General features: G+C 65.1%; 17 protein-coding genes. 6 read left to right on the top strand and 11 right to left on the bottom strand.

The window, feature by feature from the left end; translation table 11 throughout:
- Window positions 1-15: 15 nt before the first annotated feature.
- A complete protein-coding gene (locus tag OHB21_RS22225; RefSeq protein ID WP_067509257.1) occupies window positions 16-435 on the top strand; it encodes an NUDIX hydrolase in 420 nt (139 codons plus the stop codon).
- Window positions 436-661: 226 nt separating this feature from the next.
- Window positions 662-1,321, top strand: a complete 660-nt coding sequence (locus OHB21_RS22220; protein ID WP_067509255.1) for a nuclease-related domain-containing protein — start codon at window positions 662-664, stop codon at window positions 1,319-1,321.
- On the opposite strand, the gene OHB21_RS22215 is transcribed toward OHB21_RS22220, so the two are convergent.
- The 5 genes from OHB21_RS22215 to OHB21_RS22195 all read right to left on the bottom strand — a co-directional run bounded on the left by OHB21_RS22215 (window position 1,318) and on the right by OHB21_RS22195 (window position 4,676).
- The gene (locus OHB21_RS22215) at window positions 1,318-1,941 is read right to left on the bottom strand and encodes a hypothetical protein (RefSeq protein ID WP_067509253.1); all 624 of its coding nucleotides are present in this window, start codon (window positions 1,939-1,941) and stop codon (window positions 1,318-1,320) included. The two genes, OHB21_RS22220 and OHB21_RS22215, sit on opposite strands and share 4 nt — an antisense overlap.
- 108 nt (window positions 1,942-2,049) lie before the next feature.
- Entirely contained in the window at window positions 2,050-2,211 is a 162-nt protein-coding gene (locus OHB21_RS22210) for a hypothetical protein (protein ID WP_157115835.1), read from the bottom strand.
- A gap of 304 nt (window positions 2,212-2,515) precedes the next feature.
- On the bottom strand, window positions 2,516-2,677 hold the full coding sequence (locus OHB21_RS22205) for a hypothetical protein (protein WP_195142672.1): 162 nt from the start codon (window positions 2,675-2,677) through the stop codon (window positions 2,516-2,518).
- The gene (locus OHB21_RS22200; RefSeq protein WP_067509247.1) at window positions 2,677-3,711 is read right to left on the bottom strand and encodes an acyl-CoA dehydrogenase family protein; all 1,035 of its coding nucleotides are present in this window, start codon (window positions 3,709-3,711) and stop codon (window positions 2,677-2,679) included. Before OHB21_RS22200 ends, OHB21_RS22205 begins: the two co-directional genes overlap by 1 nt.
- Window positions 3,708-4,676: a nucleoside hydrolase gene (locus OHB21_RS22195; RefSeq protein ID WP_328435892.1), complete on the bottom strand. Its 969-nt coding sequence runs from the start codon at window positions 4,674-4,676 to the stop codon at window positions 3,708-3,710. Before OHB21_RS22195 ends, OHB21_RS22200 begins: the two co-directional genes overlap by 4 nt.
- Window positions 4,677-4,852: 176 nt before the next feature.
- On the opposite strand from OHB21_RS22195, the gene OHB21_RS22190 reads away from it, so the two are divergent.
- Window positions 4,853-6,235, top strand: a complete 1,383-nt coding sequence (locus tag OHB21_RS22190; protein ID WP_328435890.1) for a hypothetical protein — start codon at window positions 4,853-4,855, stop codon at window positions 6,233-6,235.
- A 56-nt stretch (window positions 6,236-6,291) separates the two neighbouring features.
- Window positions 6,292-6,807: a flavoprotein gene (locus tag OHB21_RS22185; protein ID WP_328435888.1), complete on the top strand. Its 516-nt coding sequence runs from the start codon at window positions 6,292-6,294 to the stop codon at window positions 6,805-6,807.
- A gap of 401 nt (window positions 6,808-7,208) precedes the next feature.
- On the opposite strand, the gene OHB21_RS22180 is transcribed toward OHB21_RS22185, so the two are convergent.
- Window positions 7,209-8,507 carry an ATP phosphoribosyltransferase regulatory subunit gene (locus tag OHB21_RS22180; protein ID WP_328435887.1) on the bottom strand — a complete coding sequence of 433 codons (1,299 nt, stop codon included), beginning with the start codon at window positions 8,505-8,507 and terminating at the stop codon, window positions 7,209-7,211.
- Between the two features lie 71 nt (window positions 8,508-8,578).
- On the opposite strand from OHB21_RS22180, the gene OHB21_RS22175 reads away from it, so the two are divergent.
- Window positions 8,579-9,661, top strand: a complete 1,083-nt coding sequence (locus OHB21_RS22175; protein ID WP_328435885.1) for a D-alanine--D-alanine ligase — start codon at window positions 8,579-8,581, stop codon at window positions 9,659-9,661.
- Between the two features lie 18 nt (window positions 9,662-9,679).
- Here the strand turns inward: OHB21_RS22175 and hisS are convergent, their stop codons facing one another.
- The 5 genes from hisS to OHB21_RS22150 are packed head-to-tail and all read right to left on the bottom strand — an operon-like array spanning window position 9,680 to window position 16,495.
- The gene (gene hisS / locus OHB21_RS22170; protein ID WP_328435884.1) at window positions 9,680-11,185 is read right to left on the bottom strand and encodes a histidine--tRNA ligase; all 1,506 of its coding nucleotides are present in this window, start codon (window positions 11,183-11,185) and stop codon (window positions 9,680-9,682) included.
- Window positions 11,073-12,230, bottom strand: coding sequence for a hypothetical protein (locus tag OHB21_RS22165; RefSeq protein ID WP_328435883.1), 1,158 nt, complete (start codon window positions 12,228-12,230; stop codon window positions 11,073-11,075). The genes hisS and OHB21_RS22165 overlap by 113 nt, the downstream gene beginning before the upstream one ends.
- Entirely contained in the window at window positions 12,227-13,153 is a 927-nt protein-coding gene (locus OHB21_RS22160) for a pantoate--beta-alanine ligase (protein WP_328435881.1), read from the bottom strand. Before OHB21_RS22160 ends, OHB21_RS22165 begins: the two co-directional genes overlap by 4 nt.
- 7 nt (window positions 13,154-13,160) lie before the next feature.
- Window positions 13,161-15,044 (bottom strand): B12-binding domain-containing radical SAM protein, encoded by a 1,884-nt coding sequence (locus tag OHB21_RS22155; RefSeq protein WP_084537631.1) that lies wholly within the window; start codon window positions 15,042-15,044, stop codon window positions 13,161-13,163.
- The gene (locus OHB21_RS22150) at window positions 15,041-16,495 is read right to left on the bottom strand and encodes a pentapeptide repeat-containing protein (protein ID WP_328435880.1); all 1,455 of its coding nucleotides are present in this window, start codon (window positions 16,493-16,495) and stop codon (window positions 15,041-15,043) included. Before OHB21_RS22150 ends, OHB21_RS22155 begins: the two co-directional genes overlap by 4 nt.
- Window positions 16,496-16,782: 287 nt before the next feature.
- On the opposite strand from OHB21_RS22150, the gene OHB21_RS22145 reads away from it, so the two are divergent.
- Entirely contained in the window at window positions 16,783-17,733 is a 951-nt protein-coding gene (locus tag OHB21_RS22145; RefSeq protein WP_328435878.1) for a 2-dehydropantoate 2-reductase, read from the top strand.
- The last annotated feature ends 44 nt before the right edge of the window (window positions 17,734-17,777 follow it).

Genomic DNA, 17,777 nt, shown 5'->3' with positions numbered 1-17,777 from the left:
GAAAGGGCGCATCCCGTGAAAAGTGAAGGCACCCAGATCATCCTGCTCAACGATCGCCGCGAAGTCCTCATGTACCTACGCGACGACAAAACCGAGATCGCCTATCCGAACCAGTGGTCTTTGCTGGGCGGGATGATCGAGGCGGGCGAAACACCGTTGGAAACGATCGTGCGCGAGATCGATGAAGAGATCGGTGTCGTGCTCGATCCCAGCGAAGTCGATCACGTCTGTACTCGTGACCTGCATTTCGGGGTCGAGCACACCTTCCACGCCCGCGTGAGTTTCGAAATCGAGGACGTCGTCCTCACCGAAGGCCAAGGGCTGCGTTGGTTCACCGAGCAGGACGCTGCGGCGACCGACCTCGCCTACGAAGACAACGCCATGCTCGCCGACTTCTTTGCGGGCTTGCCAGAGACGACCACTGCGACCCAGTAGCGCCACCGGCTGACGACCGTGGGCCCGGACCGATCAATGCCGTCGTCGCGCGGCGGGATCGGTCCGGGCCTGCCACCGGATCAACACCTCCGCCGGTGGCGGCCGTGCTCGAAGGCGCTGCGCGCGAACAACTTCAGGGTGTCGGTGTCGCGTGCCACACTGGCACAGAGATCGTGAGCGAGACCGGCCACATCAACGACGGCCGGCCAAAGGCGGGGAGGTCGCTGTGCTGTTGTTGGTCAACCAGGACACGGAGTTGTCGACCGCGGAGCAGCGGTTCGCCGAATGGGTCGGGTGGAGCCCGGCTCAGCCCGGGGTGGCGTTGCTCAACGTCGATGTTCCCCATCGTGGTCGCAGTCGCCAGCTCGACGCGCTGATCTGGACCAAGCAGCGCTGTATCGCGGTTGAGATCAAGGGATTCCGCAGTCAACAGCACGGCACGCTCGTCGTGCCGCCGAACGGGCCCTGGTTGATGGAGGACGGGCAGATCGCCGACATCTACGGCAACACCTACAACCACAACCCCATCAGCCAAGTCCGCACGAACACCTTGGCGATGAAGAACTGGGCCAGCCAGGTGACCCACCGGGGATGTTTCGTCTACGGCCTGGTCGTGGTGATGTTGCTTCCTGGGCAGCATGTTCCGTCCCTGGACGTCCACGCTCACCCGGAGAAGACCGACATCGTGGTCGAAGACTTCGACGTGTTCCGCTACTACCTCCACCGGCTGGAAAACCAGAAAGTGCAGTGGAGTGCCGACCAGGTGCACGCGATGCTGACCCGCCTGGGCGTCGCGCACCTCTACGGCGGCCGCCGCGACGTTATCGCCACAGCGCTCGGCGAGTCGACCCGCACCCAACTCACCGGCGATTCCTATCCGTTCTAGCCGCTACGCCACTGAATCGGCCACTTCTGGAACAGATCCTCGATCGGCTCCGAGTTGCCGAGGGCGCGTTCGTATTCCACGAAGCACTGCGCGAGCGCGCTACGTAATGCCCGGATCACCGCAGCGTCTCGCTCCTGCTCCTCGCCGTAATGGCGGCCATGCGAGAACTCCTTGGCCACGTCGACTCCGCTCGGTGGTGTGGCAACCGGGATGGCCAGTGGGTCCGGGCTGATCAGGTCGGGTGGGCCACCCGGGGCCAGGAACCGGCCATGGATGAGGACGTAGAACAGTTCGCCGCGCTCGGTGAACAACACATCCGAACCATGTGACCGGCCGCCGTACGGCGGCACGATCCAGCAGCGCTGTTCGTCGATCACGACGTAGCGCTTCCCGTCGACGTCGGTGACACCGGAGCTCGTACGTTCGAACAGCTTCTTGGGCCGCGCCAGCTGCAACCTCAACCCCTCGGGCAGAGCACGGAACTGCTCGGAGGCCTCGGCCAGGACATGAGTGACCTGTTCAGCGAGTGCATCCTTGGAGCGCTGGTCGGATTGCGCAATGTCGATGCGCCACTCGGCATCTCGGCGCGCCGAGGCGAGCGCATCGTCAAAATTACTCATCGCCGCAGCCTATCCCGACCCACTGACATCCATCCCCTGAGCAGGGACAATACCGCTGAACGGGACTGTTCCTCCACAGGCCCCTGTCCGCGGGCGTTTCAGTTCAGTTCAGCTGACCCAGCCAACACGATCGCGATCCCGCGCCAGATCCGGGAGGTCGAACAGCAGGTCCACTCCCAGCGGCTGCACCAGCTCGGCATCCTGCGCAAAGTCGGTCTCGCCGAGGCGCTGGCCGGAGCGCTCGACACCGAAGTCGCCCGCGCCCTGCACGATCCGCTCATCGCCAGCCAGACGGTGGCACGATCACTTCGCCACACTGGCTGCGGACCGTATTCGCCGCGCCGCGAACACGATGCCCGTCAGCGCGTGGCGGTCCCCGCGCATCGGTCTCACCAGGTGTTGCCGGGGTCATCCGATGACCGCGTTCATGTTGGTGCCCGCGCTGGTCGCGATGACGCCGCCGATCATGGCCCCGGCGACCATCTTCGGCGATTCCAGGCCGGCGGTGCCTCCGGGGACGGATTGCCGATCTGGGCCACCAGGTCGACGGCGAAGTGGGTGATGGTGTCGGGGGTCATGGTTTCCTTCCCGATCGGGCGCGGCGGGCTTGGCGGGGTCCGACGCTGCGGTGGCGGGCGTGGGTCGGTGTCCGGTTTCCGGGGGTGAGCGCGACGGCGACCGCGGCCAGCAGCGCGACGACGATGACGGCCGTGACCAGCCATGACGTTGCCGACATCACGGGTACTCCTCGAGGTAGTTGGCCGAGAACAGCGGCGCGCGAGGGATGGCGGGTACCGCGAACGCGGTGGTGAGCAGGCGCGCGTGCGCGGCGAGGCGGGTGCGGTGGGCGCGGCGTTGGGTCCGGAACGCGCTCAGGTCTTCCTGTGAGAGGTGACCGTGCTCGTGATGCCACTGCCCGTGGTCGAGGATGGCGGTGAGGGTGACCTCACCGAGCACGTCTTCCAGGAGCTGGCGCGCGGTGGGGTCGGTGGTGTCGGCGAGATCGAGCGCCACCGCCTGCGCGGCCAGCCGGATCGCGGTGGCTTGGGCGGCCATCTCGGCCGCCGCCTCCGGGCCGGCGGCGTCGAGCCGGTCGAGGTCGCCCGCGGTTCGGTCGGCGGCGATTCCGTCTTCGCGGGCGATGAGAATGTCGGCACCCGGCCACGACAACTCGGCTCCGGGCAGCCGTGCGTGACGCAGGTCGGCGCGCGAGCCCGCCACGACGCGCAGGACGCGGTTGGCGCCTTCGGCGGTACGGATGGACCCGACACCGCCGAGCAGGTCGGCGATCCGGTTGGCGCGCAGGTGGGCGTGGGCGCCGGTGTCGTCGTGGACGGTCATGATCGCCGACAGCGCGATGTCCGACAATAACGGCTTGGCCAGCATCACCAACAGTGCGAAATCGGTTGTGCTGGTGGATGATTCACTCATCGTCGCCGCGCGCAGAGTGCGCAGGCGGCGACCGAGCGCGGTCGCGGCGTATACCGGGCCCAGCTGGGTGGCGAGGTCCTCGTCGATCGAGTCGCGGTCGATGAGCCGTACGCCGCCGACCTCGCGCTGGTGGGCGTAGGACACCAGCGCGGCGAGTGCGCCGCGCGCGGCGGCGATCGAGGCGTTACCCAGGTCCAGGCGGCCGTCGGTGAAATCACCGGCGCCGACAGCGAAGTGGGCGGAGTGGCCCTCGGGCAGGACCAGCGTGCCGTCGACGACCCGGGCGCCGGGCACGAGCAGCCCGTCGAACGGGACGAACGCGCCACAGCGCCCACTCATCGCAGCACCTCCCCACGCGCGAATTCTGTTGCGGTGTCAGGGATCTTGTGTGCACCGAGCGGAAGGCACCCCGACATCCAGGTATGGAACGCGATCAGATCGATCCGGGTCGACACCTCGACCGACGCGCCGCGAGGCACCCGATACATGCGCGCGTCCGCCGCGACACGGATCGTCTCCGCCGCGGACTCCACGACGCCAGGCACACCCAGCGCCCACGCCAGTACGAGGGGATCGGCCATCCAGCTGCCCGGCCGCCACGACGAATCACCCACCGTGCTCGACGGCCGACGCGCGAACCACCCCTCGGCGTTCGCCGCGACCACGGCCGTCTCCGTGGGCGCGTCCGGGCCGGTGAGCCATCCCACCAGCGGCGAGTCCAGTGTCAACCGCAGCCGCGAATCGTTGGTGTGGGTCGACAGCAGCAGCTTCGGCGCCGGCACCATCCGCAGGACCAGGCCCGCCGCCGCGGGGTCCAGCCTGAGATTGTGGGAGGCGCGCGACATGTCCCGATACGCGTCAAGCCATCCACCCATCTGAAACAGGGAGCTCGCCTCGGCGAGATCGGGCCTGGCCACCAGCACGCGCGCCACGTCGGTCAACGGCGCCATCCCCACAACGATCGGTGACTGCTCGCACAAGTCGACCAAAGCATCCACCACCGCCGATTCGACAGCGCCAGAAGAGATGTCGGGGACCAGATAGTCAGGCAGAACGAACCGCTGCGGCGATCCCGGCAACTCCGAGCCCGCCACTACCCGGGCGTCCTCACGCCCTAATCCGTCGAGGAAGGCGCGCAGCACACGGGCACGGCGCCCGCCCGGATCATCAGCCGACACCACCACCAGCCGATCGCGGCCCACCACACGCGCCGCGATCCAGATCGCGATCACGTCATCGAGGTCATACAGCGCGTCGGTCACAATGACCACGACGGCGGTCGACCGGAATGCCCATGGATTCACCACGCTGCTCCTGCATCTCGCACTGGATGTTCGGAACCCGCCGCGGCTGGTTCCGGGAATGGGTTCCTAGTGAAAATCGTGGCCTGTCAGCAGCATCGGGAGGAACGGCACACTGTGGGTGTAGCGTGGGCGTACCGTAGGCATTTCCCAGTTCAGGAGCGGGAATTAGGGGCCGCATGATACGAGGGCAGGCGTGGACCGGCTTCGAAGCTGCCGTGTTGCAGGAGGCGATGAGGCAACCGGTTCGGCAGTTCGCCACGATGCTTGGCGTCGAGACCACCACGATCAGCAATTGGAGGTCGGGACTGAGCGCGGTCAAACTCCGCGCGCACACCCAATCACTCCTCGACACCGCCTACGCCCAACGAGCCACGCCGGAAGACCGGGAACGTTTCGAACAGCTTGTGGCCGAAGGCGAAGCCGCCTGGCGTGCGCGCCACGCGAAAGGCATGCAGCGCAACAACTCCGGCGCAAGCGTTGAGAACGCGCCGAGCGTTGACCCGGACACGGTGCCTGCTGCGACGCTACCCAAGCCAGCAGCGGCCAGCAGCAACGCCCCACTGGCACAGGTCGACGACTTCGCGGCCTTGGTACCTGACGTCGAAGCCGCGTTCTGGGCCGCAGGAAACGGTCCCGACTCGGGGCCATTGCGCTCGATTTCTACGCTCGTAGCCGCAACCCGGGCGGTCACGCAACTCAACATGGCCGGCGAGTACACCACCCTCGCGCTGCTTGTCGGGCCGTTGATCACCGACCTCTACCGGCACGCCCGTGAAGGCGCGGCCGAAGATCAGCGTGTCGCCTGGGACTTGTTGACTCAGGTCGCGTTCGACGCCTCGGTGGTGATGCGTGCCAGCGGACACATCTCGGTCGCCTGGACCGCCGCGCGAGCCGCCGAAGAGGCTGCACGCACCATCAACAGCGGACCGGGAGCCGCTGCTGCGGCCTTCGTCAGCAGCCAGGTCCAACTTGCGCGACCGGCCTCGGCGAAGGCCGCGCTGCATCACGTCGAACACACGGCCGCTGTCCTGAGTGCGCGAACACGCACGGCCAACGAGGTGCAAACGGTAGGGATGCTGCACCTGCAGGCGGCGCTGGCGACCGCCGCCACCGGCGGCGACCCTCGTGACCACTTGGAACACGCCGCCGAGTACGCGGCACGCCTCGACCGCCCTATCACCGCCGACAGCTCAACCATCGTCGCCAACCCCACGTTCGGCTCATCGAACGTTGCCCTGTGGAAGATGTCCATCGCTATGGAAGCCCAGGAACCAGACGTCGTGCTCGACCTGGCCAAGAAACTCCATCCGCAAACCCTGCCGACCCCGGGCAGAACTGCCCAGTACTGGGTCGAAATCGGACGCGCAGCGGCCTCACTCCGGGCTGATGAAGCCGCCCTCGAAGCCTTCTTGCGCGCGGAAAGCACTGCGCCGGAACACTTCCGGAACACCGATGCCGTGCATGATGCCCTTGCCCAGTTGATGCGGGAAGCCAAGCGTGGCCTCACCGCGGGCAAACTGGGCGAACTCGCCCACCGTGTAGGCGTAGTGGTGGCGTAGCCCACGACGGAGCCCGACGTAACTGCCATGATGGCCTCATGACAGAGCGCACTAGGGTGCTGTATGCCATCGTGACCGGCGCGTCACCCGCCGACACGGTCCGCGAACTGGTCAAACTCGCCCAATCCGACGGCTGGGACGTGTGCGTCGTCGCCTCACCGAACGGCGCCCGATTCCTCGACATCGAACAACTGGAAGCGCAGACGACTCACCCAGTGCGCTGGGAGTTCAAACAGCCAGGAACCGAGGACCTCCTGCCTCCGGCCGACGCAATCATCGCAGCGCCACTGACCACGAACTCGATGGCGAAATGGGCAGCCGGTATCGGTGACACCTTGCCGCTCGCGCTGTTGATCGAAGCCGTCGGTGGCGGACTGCCCGTCGTCGCGATCCCCCACGCCAAACAGGAACAGATGAACTTCCCGGCCGTGCGTGAGGCGCGGGTCCGGCTGGCAGAGTGGGGCGTGCGGTTCGTACGCATCACCGACGACGGCGACACCGGACCACTCCCCTGGACGCAAGCACTGAATGTGCTGCGTGAATCGTTAGCCGCTAACCTCCATCGGAACTAGTTGTCGCCTGCCAGGGTGCCTGGCAGCAGCCGACATGAAGGTGCGCGCCTGAAGCCGGGCATGAGCTGCTCGACTGCGGGCGTTCCACGAACAGATCACGGTTTGCGAGTCGACGCGGTCGAAGGCGGCTTCGCTGTAGGACTGGCCTGGCGCTGGGGGTGTACGACGCGAAGCCGCGTCCGGGCAGGTCGTGTCGTTGACAGGTCGGTCAGTCGGAGTCGTTCGGTGACTGTGTCGCTGCTTGCTGCGGTCAGCATGGCCCAGACCATGCCTGTGGGGTCGTGATGGTCGGTGAGGCCGCGGGCGGTGGTCGCGATCACCAGGCCGGGGTCGCCGTGGCCGAGGGCGCGATGTAGGGCGGTGCGTAGCCTCCGCAACACGATCCTCGAACACGTGGGCGCTCACAACCGGATATCTCCTCTCGCTTGTCTCGCGGCCGATGCTTGGCTGGACCGGTTCCAGTCCATGATCCAATCCGCAAGCTCATCGTGCGGAACCCGGCACACCTCGCCGGACCGATCACGGACTCGATATTCAGCCGACTTGGTTTCTTCGGGTCCGATCAGAACTGACAAGGGGATGTTTAGATCTGCGAAGTCACGAAGGTGGCGGCGAAGTGGCAGGGTCAACTCGCAGTCCCACACCGCGATCCCGCGTCCGCGCAGGTTCGCGACGAGATGATGAGCGTGTTCTGTGGACAGGTGGTCAGGGAAGGACAGGATCGCGAGATCCGCGGCTCTGACCGGTTCGGCCGATGAGTCCGTCAGATCGGTGATGCGCTCGAGTCCGGTGACGGCCGCGTATGCCGACGTAGGGAAGCCGAGGAACTTCGAGGCGAAGCTGCTGTAGTTTCCGCCGTCGCCCAGCACGACGCCGTTGTGGCGCACGACGAATGCGAGTCCGTCGTGAAACTCGCTGGCGTGTAGTTCGTTGAGGTCCGTGTCGGCGCGAATCCGTTGGCGACGTAGCTGTTCGACGAGTTGTCGCGCGCAATCGATGCCGGAACGAATCGGCTCGGGAACCGTGGTCGTGTCGTCGTGCGGACGGCGTTGCGCCAGGAGATCGGCGACAGCCACAGCGGCGGGGGGAGCGTTGTCGGCGACGAGCATCGCTTGCCGTTCGTCGACGGGCACGCGTCGCAGTCTGTCCACGTAGTCGCCGACCTGTTCGGGGCGCACGAACATTCGCACCAGATCGAACCAGATCGCGGGGTTACTGATGGTGAAGTCTGCTGCGAGACTCGATGGCAGGAACGCGGTGACGGTGCTTATGAGTCGGCGCAGTGCGGATATCTGGTTGGCCTGTTCGATGGTGGGTCGGGTGAGTTCCATCAGACCCAGGTGATGGAAGTATCGGCGAGGTTTGCGTTCGTATCGGAAGACCGGACACCGGTAGCTGAGTCGCTGTTCGGGCAGGCGATGAGTGCCTGCGAATCTCAATAGTGCTGGCAGGCTGTCGGATACGAGGGCCAGTTCGCGTCCTCTGCGGTCGGGAAATCGGTAAATGCGGTCACCGGAGGCATAGTGCCCGGTGGTGAAGGTGTCGGCGAATCCGACCGGAGGAACCTCCACGGCCCGGAACCCGGCGAGAGCGCATTTCTCGAACCAGCGATGTTCCACTCGACGCAGCGCGGCCGTTCGCGTGGAATCGGCGTCGCTGAAGCCGCGAGGGAGATCCGTGTGGCGGGAGGTCACGGTCATCGTCCTGGCTCTCTAATCGGTTCCAGGACAATGTATCTGAGAACGAATGTCGAGATACAGGAGGAAAGTCGATGGGTACGCGGATTGTTGTCGTGTTCGGCGGTGACACGCCAGAACACGAGGTGAGTCTGTCCAGCGCGCGAGCCGTGCTGGACAACGCCGGTGCGATCGGATGGGATGTCCTGCCCGCCGGAGTGACGAAGTCGGGGCGATGGCTGGTAGGTGATGGTGCGCTGGAACGATTATGGCGCCAATCGGATCCGGATCGACTCACCAGAGGGGCGACTCCGCACGATGACATGCCAGGCGGCGGGGGCGATGCGGAGGAGTTCGACGGCCCACCGGACGCAGCCGTCTTCGATGGCTTTCAGCTCGGATTCCCGGTGTCTCACGGGCGGTGGGGTGAGGATGGAACTCTGCAGGGGCTGCTCACCGCCTATGGGCTGACGCTGGTGGGCTGCGGTGCCGCTTCGTCAGCGGTGTGTTTCGACAAGTCACTTGCGAAGGATGTGCTGTCAGCGGCGGGCCTGCCGACAGCGAAAGGCGTATCCGTCCAGCGGAGTCGATACATGCGCTCTCCGCATTCGGCGATCAAGCACCTTCGTGACGTGGTCGGAGCACCCCCGTGGTTCGTCAAGCCGGTCCGTGGCGGGTCCAGCCTGGGTATTGGTCGAGTGGACTCTGAGGGCGACTTGGCGACAGCGTTGAGGGAAGCGTTTCGTTGGGATTCGGCCGCGCTGGTCGAAGAGGCGATTCCTCATCGGGAATTGGTGGTGGGTGTTGTCGGCGATGCTGGCGGGTCGTCGCTGGTGGTGTCCCCGGCCGGGGAGTGCGTGCCGGTGGGTGATCTGTATACGTACGAGGAGAAGGTGCGCTTGGGCAACCCGCTGTTCGCGTGCCCGGCGCCGATCGATCAGGTCACGGCTGCCGGTGCCCGTGAGTTGGCAGTCGGCGCGTTCACGGCGCTGGGGTGTTCGGTGTTCGCTCGGGTTGATCTGTTCCTCGATGAGCGAACCGGCTCCCTGCTGGTGAACGAGGTGAATACCATCCCGGGGCTGACCGAGGTGAGCGTATTTCCCAAGGTCATGGGTGCCGCGGGATGGGATTACCCGAAGTTGCTGACTGAGCTCGCTCGGCTGGCGGCCGACAAGTAGGTCAGCGTCGAGGTACCGCTACGGGCGTTGCCACGTCGCCGGGTCGGCTGTGACCTGCTCGCCGGTCGCGAGGTCCTTGACTTCATGACGGCCGTCGTCGGTGAACGGCGGCAACCACACGAACGGGATCGCTTTGCGGGAGGCGTAGCGAAGCTGTTTGGCGAGCTTGTCCGCTTGGTGGTACACCTCGGTGTTGTAGCCACGCTGCCGCAGCTGTGCCGCGGTAGCCAGGGCGTCGGCGCGGCGTTCGTCGGAAGGAACGACGACCAGCACGTCGGTCGGGCACTTGCGGGAGGTGTCGAGCATGCCTTCGCTCACCAGCTTGGAGAAGATCCGTGTCAACCCGATAGACATCCCGATCCCGGGGAGAGACCGGTTGACGAAGGATCCGACCAGGTTCTCGTACCGGCCGCCCGAGCAGATGCTGGGATAGGTGGGCCACCCGTCGAACCTTCCCTCGTACACGGTGCCGGTGTAGTAGTCGAGCCCGCGGGCGATGGACAGGTCCGCGACGACGAGGCCTTCAGGTAGGTCAGACAGCGAGTCCAGGACGAATGCCAATTCGTCGAGGCCTTCGACCAGAAGCTCCGACTGCACGCCGAGGGACTTGACCGCGTCGATGATCGAAGCATCGTTGCCGTGGATCGCGGCGAGGTCGAGTACCGCCCCGGCCCGGCGGTCATCCAGACCGATCTTGCCGGTCAGGATCTGGCGAACTCCGTCGGGGCCGACCTTGTCCATCTTGTCGGCTGCTTGGATGACAGCGACCGGGTCGGCGATGTCGAGGCCCTGGTAGAAGCCCTGCAGGATCTTGCGGTTGTTGGTGTAGAGGGTCCACTTCGGCAGGTTCAGCGCCGTCATCGTCTCGATGATGATGCGCGGCAGCTCGGCATCGAAGTGCAGCGGCACCCGGTCGACACCGATGACGTCGATATCGCACTGGGTGAACTCGCGGAAGCGGCCCTCTTGCGGGCGCTCACCCCGCCAGGCGCGCTGGATTTGGTACCGCTTGAACGGGAATACCAGGTCGTTGAGGTTAGCGGCGACGTAGCGGGCGAACGGGACTGTGAGGTCGAAGTGCAGGCCCAGGCGCGCGTCGCTGGAATCGTCGGGATCGGCCTGCAGTCGACGCAGGGTGTAGACCTCCTGGGAGGTCTCGCCCTTGGCTTGCAGGGTCTCCAACGCCTCGACGGATGGGGTCTCCACGGAGGCGAACCCGTAGCGTTCGAACGTGGCCCTGATGGTGTCGAGCCAATGCAGTTCGACCATCCGGACCTCGGGCAACCACTCGGGGAAGCCACTGATCGATCCTGGTTTGACGACCTGCGGACGGCTCACGATATTCCTTCGGCATCGAGGTGGGTCGCGACGCCCGGTTTTGCCGCCGAGCGCCGCGTTGACAAGGAGAATGTTACGGGGCTCCTGTAAAGCGATCTCGGTGGGCGAACACGTCACGCGCTTGTGCGAGGACTGTCGAGTACCAATCGGGCCGATCGGCGATCTCTGTGTGATGGCCGACCGCACGGTTCAGGAACAACGTCTCGAGGGTGTCGACGGGTATCTGCTTGTCGTCGTCGGCTGTCAGCCACACGAACAGGCATTCGCGCCACAGCTCCCAGTTCATCCCGAGTTCCGCCTCGCCGAGGGCGTGTTCGACCAGCTGGTCGCGCAGCGGGGCTGGGAAGCAGTCCAGCTGCGCATTTCGGACGTCCTCGCGCAGCTGGTGGGCGGTCGTGCGGGCAAGCCGCTTGATGTCGGGGTCGCGGGCCGGGACGATGAAGGTGGAGTCGATCGGAGTTTCCGCAGGGCTGGGTGTCCATCGGTCAAGGACCACCTCGCGTGCGATGCGGCGGATGTGGTGACGGACCGACGTGCTGGTCTCGGCGAACTTGCCGCCCATGCGGAACTCGCCGGCGGGGCGCAGCCCGAAGCTTCGGAGAGGGTTGCGGCGGCGCACCTCCAGCCGGGCGGCGGTCCAGTTGTTGGCCACCGCTGTCGAGGCGACGAGCACATGGAATCCGAAGCGAAGGTCGTCGGCTGTCCAGTCGGCTTCGAGTACAGCCCGCACTGCGGATGCGGAAAGTGCGAGGTCGCCACACAGCGGCTCACGAAGGTCGACTCCGGAGGCACCGGCCAAGAGCGGGTAGGTCAGCTGGTAGGTGAGGTCGCCACCGTTCCACGTCGGCGGGCGAAGAGGGTAGACGAAGTCCCGGCCGGTGTGCACGCCACCGATCAAGGCATGGACCCACGTGTAGTCGACTGCTGCCAGGTCGGTGTCGACGATCAGCGTCGCGTCCACGCCCTCGCTGTGAGCGGCCTCGAGGATGGCTTTCCCGTTGGCCCCTTGTCCGGACCAGTACCCTGTCTTGATCACTTTCTTGGGGTAGTGGGTGGGTGTCGAGAGGAAGGCGCCGGTGGTGCCGTCGACCGATGAACTGTCGGCGTTGAGGTGCGTCGCTTCCACCGGGAACGGCAAGGTCCGAAGCGCGGCATCGATATCGCTGACGACCTTGCCGATGGTGTCGGCGCCGTTGAAGCTGGGCAGTCCGATGAGAACCCGCAATGTCATTGAGATTCCTCGGTCTGGGATGACGGGATCGACCGGTCGTGCGAGGTATCGAGCCAAATCACCTCGGGCGAATTTGCCAGTTCCCCACCGGTGCGGATGCACAGGCCGTCGAAGTGGGTCAATGATCCATCGGTGATCGCACAGTGCAGGATGAACGGCAATGCGGCCGAGTCGATGGCGTGGAAGTCCGTGGCGTCGACCAGAGTGAGGTACACGATGTCGAAGGTCGACAAGTGCTCTTCGAGATGTGTGCGGACACCGGCCAAGATTGTCCCGGCATCGGTCGTGCCGGCCAGGATTGCGCGGCGGCCTGCTTCGAGCGCGTGGAACACCGAGCCCACTTCGTTCAGGCGTTCCGGTGGCAGAAACCGCAGTCTCGACGAAATCGGGATTCCCGTTCGGCGGTCCCGCACGCATGGAACGTGGCGAATGTCGCAATCGATCAGCAGATCTGTCACGGCTCGCTCGACGAGGAGGGACTGCTCGATGTCTTTCATCCCGAAATAGCTGGCGGTGGGTCGGCACAGGCTGATCCATCGGATCGCGCCGGTTACCTGTCCTCTGGACGCGTAGTCGAATATCGAACTGTTCAGCCGATGTGCCCGCTCACCCTGGTCGATGAATGTCGAGTACCCGGGGGGATACATCTCCGCGTCGTCGGAAGCGATGACCAACGTTGCGCCGCACCGCTGCGCGAGGTCGATATCGACGTCGAGGTCGTACTGGTAGACGCAGCCCTCGAAGAGCTGGATCTTGTTGGGGTAGATGGTCACGATGGTCTGATCGTTCTCCGCCGCCGATCTCTTGATGAGTTCGCCGTGGGCCGCGTGGAGCGCGCCGAGGGTGTGTATCGATCCCACGGTCGCGCCCGAGCGCCAGAGCTTGCGAAGGATCGGCCGCGCTTCGGAGACGGACCGGACCACCCGTACATCAGTCATGGGAACTCCTCATCGAGACGGCGGGGGTCGCGTCGATCACGTGGCCACGCCATTGTCCGGCGAGGTCGATCGCATCAGCCGCGTGGCGTGCGAACCCCGCACGATGTCGTATTCGGATGGCTGTTGGGGCATCGGGCGGAACCCGGGTCGCGGCTGGCGCACGCAAAAGCTCCGTAGCGACAGCGTGAACATTGAAGGCTGTTAGTAGTAGTTCGGCGTCGGGTGCGCCTTCGGCGAGATCGACTCTGGGGAGCAGGGCGCTGTCGTAGCGAGCGAGTTCGTGGCACGCGGCACGTACTGTCTCGTCCTGGACCATCGAGGACACGAACTCCGCCAGGAGTTGACCTGCGAGGGTTCGATCGGTGACCAGCGCGCGCCGGACCGAACTGCGGACACGCCGATGGAAGTAGCACTCGGCATCGACGTATGAGAATGCGTCGGCCAACTGCCGAGACAACTCGTCGGTTCGACCGGTGAGGAAGGCATGAAACGCTTCGAGCGCTTTGGTTGGCGGCAGACCGGCCCACACTGCGAGTCCACGCATGGTTGTTCGGGCGTAGCCGGTGCCGGTGAGGATCTCGTCGGCCACGAGCAACTTCAAGCCTGCTCGATTGTCCTCGCGCGGCAGCGTGCTGTGTTCGAGCACTCCCTCGTAGTCGGCTGTCGGGTCCGGCCGTAGTGTGACCAGACCGAACAGGTCGCGGTCGGCGTCGTAGGTCGTGTTCGGCAGCACCCATAACGGGTGCACAAGCAGTTTCGGGAACTGCAGGTACAGCTGATCATAGGCGGCTCGGAAATCGTCGAGGGTCTCTCCGGGGAGTCCGAAGATGAGCTCCGCCCCGACATCCCCGCCCGACTCAACGATGTCACGCGCCAACTGGAACATCTCCGGTCTGCCGCGTTCGTCGCGTCCCGCCAGGGTGAGGGCCTGTTGGCTGAGTGTCTGCAGGGCGAGGTAGACGTTGGTGTGCACACCACCGCAGTGCAGGACGTCGACGATCTCGCCGACTCGGCTCGCGTGGTTCTTGGCCCAGTTGACGTGCAACGTGTGCGGAGCGCCGAATCGCTTGTACATCTCGACCACCATTTCGGCGATCTGGACGTCGTGCGGGAGTATTCCGAAGTTCGCGTCGCACAGGAAGATCGCTGGCGCTCCCGCTTCGGCGATTGTCGTCAGCTCCGCGCGCAGCCTGCCCAACTCGGCGATGCACAGTTTCTGGCCCACGGCGGCGCCCCAGAAGCAGAACGCGCAGTGGTAGGGACAGCCCCGGTTGGTTTCCCACAGCACGACATCGGCGTTGGCCAGTTCGGGTGACGGTCGCAGATACGGTGAGGGGATCTCGTCGAACGATCTGGCCCGTGGCCGAGCCGCGCTGGTCACAAGTCCACCGTCGTCGCGATAGGTGATCCCGGCGATGTCGGCGAGCTGCGGTTGCGTGTCGAGTAGCCAGTGGACCAGGTCCACGATCGTCTTCTCGCCTTCGCCGTTGACAACGATGTCGACCTCAGGGACCTGTGACAGCCAGCGCGCGCCTTGATCGGTCACGTGGTTGCCGCCGAGCACGATGGTCGTGTGTGGCAGGAGTTGCCGGAGGGTGGGAATCAGCTGCCGGTAGGTCGTGATGTTCCACCCTTGGCAGGAGAACCCGACGAGGTCGGGGGCTGTGTCTGCGATCTGCTCGGCCATCGCGACCAGGCTCGTCCCCGATAGGTAGGAGCAGATCGTGGTTCTCACGCGGTCGGCGATTTCGGGGTCCGATTCGATGGCCGCCCGCAGATACATCGCCCCGAGTGGGGTATACCGGACCGAACTCTCACCTGAGAGGTCAACCAGACTGACCTTGATCGAGCCTCGGTCGCGATCGGTTGCGATCATGTCGACTTCCGGTTGTCGCTGGCGATCAGGCCGTCGAAGTCGGTGATGAACTTGGCGATTCGGAGACTCTCGGGGTCAACCGAGGCGTCTAGGGCAGCCGAAAGGCCGATACAGCGATCGGCGAACATCAAGCCGAGCGTGCCGGTGACCCGTGCGCTCGTGAAGTCGGTTTTTACGGCACTGGCCCGGAACATGCTCAGCCCGCTCAAGTCGGCGTCGCTGAAAATCGACTGGTTGACCCTGGCGTAGGTGGCGGTGACATGTCGCAGACTCGCACTGGTGAAATCGGCGGCGAGGTACGCCTGTGTCAGGTTTGCCCCGTCCAGGTTGGCATGTGCCATGCACGCTGAGGAGGGCGGGTCGCCGATGAACGAAGCGCGGTACAGGTACGTGCGCTGCAGATCGGCTGCGGTGAAATCGCAGTTGCGAAACGTCGAGTATCGACCGGCGAACCCACTGAGATCGGCACGGGCGAAACTGCATTCGCTCGCTGTCATGCTCTCGCCGGTCGCCTCCGCGAAGTCGGCGTCGCACACGCTGACGTGCTGCCATGACGAATCGGCCAGCGCAGCGCCGACGAAGACCGCCCCGTCCATGCCGACGCGTGACCACCGTCCTCCGGACAGATCGGCACCGCGGAAACTGGCCTCGGCGAGGTGGCTGTCGAGAACGTCGATGCCTGTGGCGTTGAGCGAATCGGCGGTGATCCCCCTGCCTCGGACTGCTGACAGCCGTAGGCTCGGCAGGTGCGCGCCGGAAAGCCTGAGCCCATCCGCGGTGCTGGGACGCTGGATCACCAGCCCTTGTCCTCGTGCTCGAGCCAGGGTTAGCCCACGCACTCCGCTGCGTGTGATGGTGCAATCCCCCACCACGGCCGAGGTCAGGTCCGCGTCGTCCATCCGGCACTCGTTGAAGACCGCGCCACGTAGGTCGGAGCTTCTGGCCTGCGCGGAAGCGAGGTTGCATTGATAGAAGGTCACGCCAGCCAGTTCGGAATGATCCAGCCGTGCTTGGGACATATTGCAGCCGTGGAACAGTGCACCGGTCGCATCGATCAGCCCGCTCAAATCCGCCCGGACGAACACACTCGCCTGCGCGGCGACTGCATGGACGTAGGCTCCACGAAGGACCGCGTCGGTGAAGTTGGTTCTCTCCAGCCCGGCGCATACCAACGAGGCACCTGTCAGATCAGCGGCCGACAGATCGGTGCCGTACAACGCCGTGCGATTCAACGTCGCCTGCCGAAGGTCGAACCCCGAGAGGTCCAGACCGCTCAAATCCACTGCGGTCAAGTCCAGCCCGCGCCCCGACTCCGCTAAGCATGCTTCTGTCAGCTCGCTGACGACTTTCCGCGCGGCGACTGGGTCGTCCGAGCGCGCCGCGGCGATCACCCGCATTACGCGATCATTGTTCCACGGCGCCTGAGCTTTTGCTGGTGGAGCGTCGCCCACCGACTCGCGCGAACCTTGTACAGCAGTCCCCTGCAACTTGCACCCCTATGCATCCAATGACCTAGCGAGTGTGCCGAATCAAATGGCCCCTACAGCAATACCTTTCACGGCTTGCTTCACGGGACATCCTACGCGCGAGCGGCATCGACCGCCGAGGTTCTCAAAGTTGCGCAACAGGCCCGGATCCGTTGTGGATCTGCCGAAATGGGGAGCTGAGTCGACTCCCTGAGCTCAGAGGGCCGGTATCATCGGACCCGCGTGCGTGGCGCGCGGGACGGAGTGGTGCTGTGGTGCACATTGTTGTGATCGGGGCTGGCGGCGTGGGCGGCTACTTCGCTGCGTTGCTGTCAGAGCACGGACACGAGGTCACTGTGGTTGCCCGTGGCGAAACTCTCGAAGCGATCGGCAGATCGGGCATTCGAATCGAAGAGGCCGGCCATGCCCGAGTCGTCAGACCGGCTCGGGTGGTCAACTCCCACGACGAGACGCCGACCGCAGATATCGTGCTGGTGTGTGTCAAGTCGTGGCAAGTGACCGCAGCTGCGAAGGCGATCCGCCCGGTGGTATCAGCGCACACCATGGTCATACCGGTACAGAACGGTGTTGACGCAGCAGCTCGCCTGACTCACGTACTCGGCGCCGACCGTGTCGTCGCAGGAGTGTGCACTGTGTTCGCCCGGCGCACGACGCCCACCACGATCGAACGCTTGGGAGATCCGCCATCACTGCGTATCGGCAGCTTGCCTGGCGCCGCGTCGCAGATGAGCCGACTCGAAACCACCGCGTCAATGCTGGCGGACGCGGGCATCGCGTCCACAGTCTCCGTCGACATCTGGCGGGACTTGTGGCGCAAGCTGATCTTCATCTCTTCCTTCGGCGGAGTGTGCGCACTGGCCAACGCCACTGCCGGTGTCATCCGTGATCAGCCCCGAACGCGCGCACTGTTCCACGCGGCGGTGCATGAGGCAGCCGCTGTTGCCCGCGCGGCCTCGACGAAAATCACCCCCGCCGACGTCGATGACGCGGTGTCACGGCTCGACTACTCCGATCCGCGTTCCACCGCGTCCATGATGCGAGATCTCGCCGCAGGCAAACCATCGGAGTTGTACGAGCAGACCGGCGCGATCGTCCACTACGGAGAATGGCTCAACGTTCCCACACCGACCCATTCCGTAGTCTACGGCGCGCTGTTACCCCGCGAACTGCGAGCACGCGGCGATCAGCATGAGCCAGACTGAACACCACCCTCCTCGCGAAGGTAACAACCTCAGGCTGGCAGCGT

The sequence above is a fragment of the Nocardia puris genome, from assembly GCF_036051655.1.
In the GTDB taxonomy this organism is placed as follows: Bacteria; Actinomycetota; Actinomycetes; order Mycobacteriales; family Mycobacteriaceae; genus Nocardia; species Nocardia puris.
This window is presented reverse-complemented; position numbering and strand designations above follow the sequence as displayed.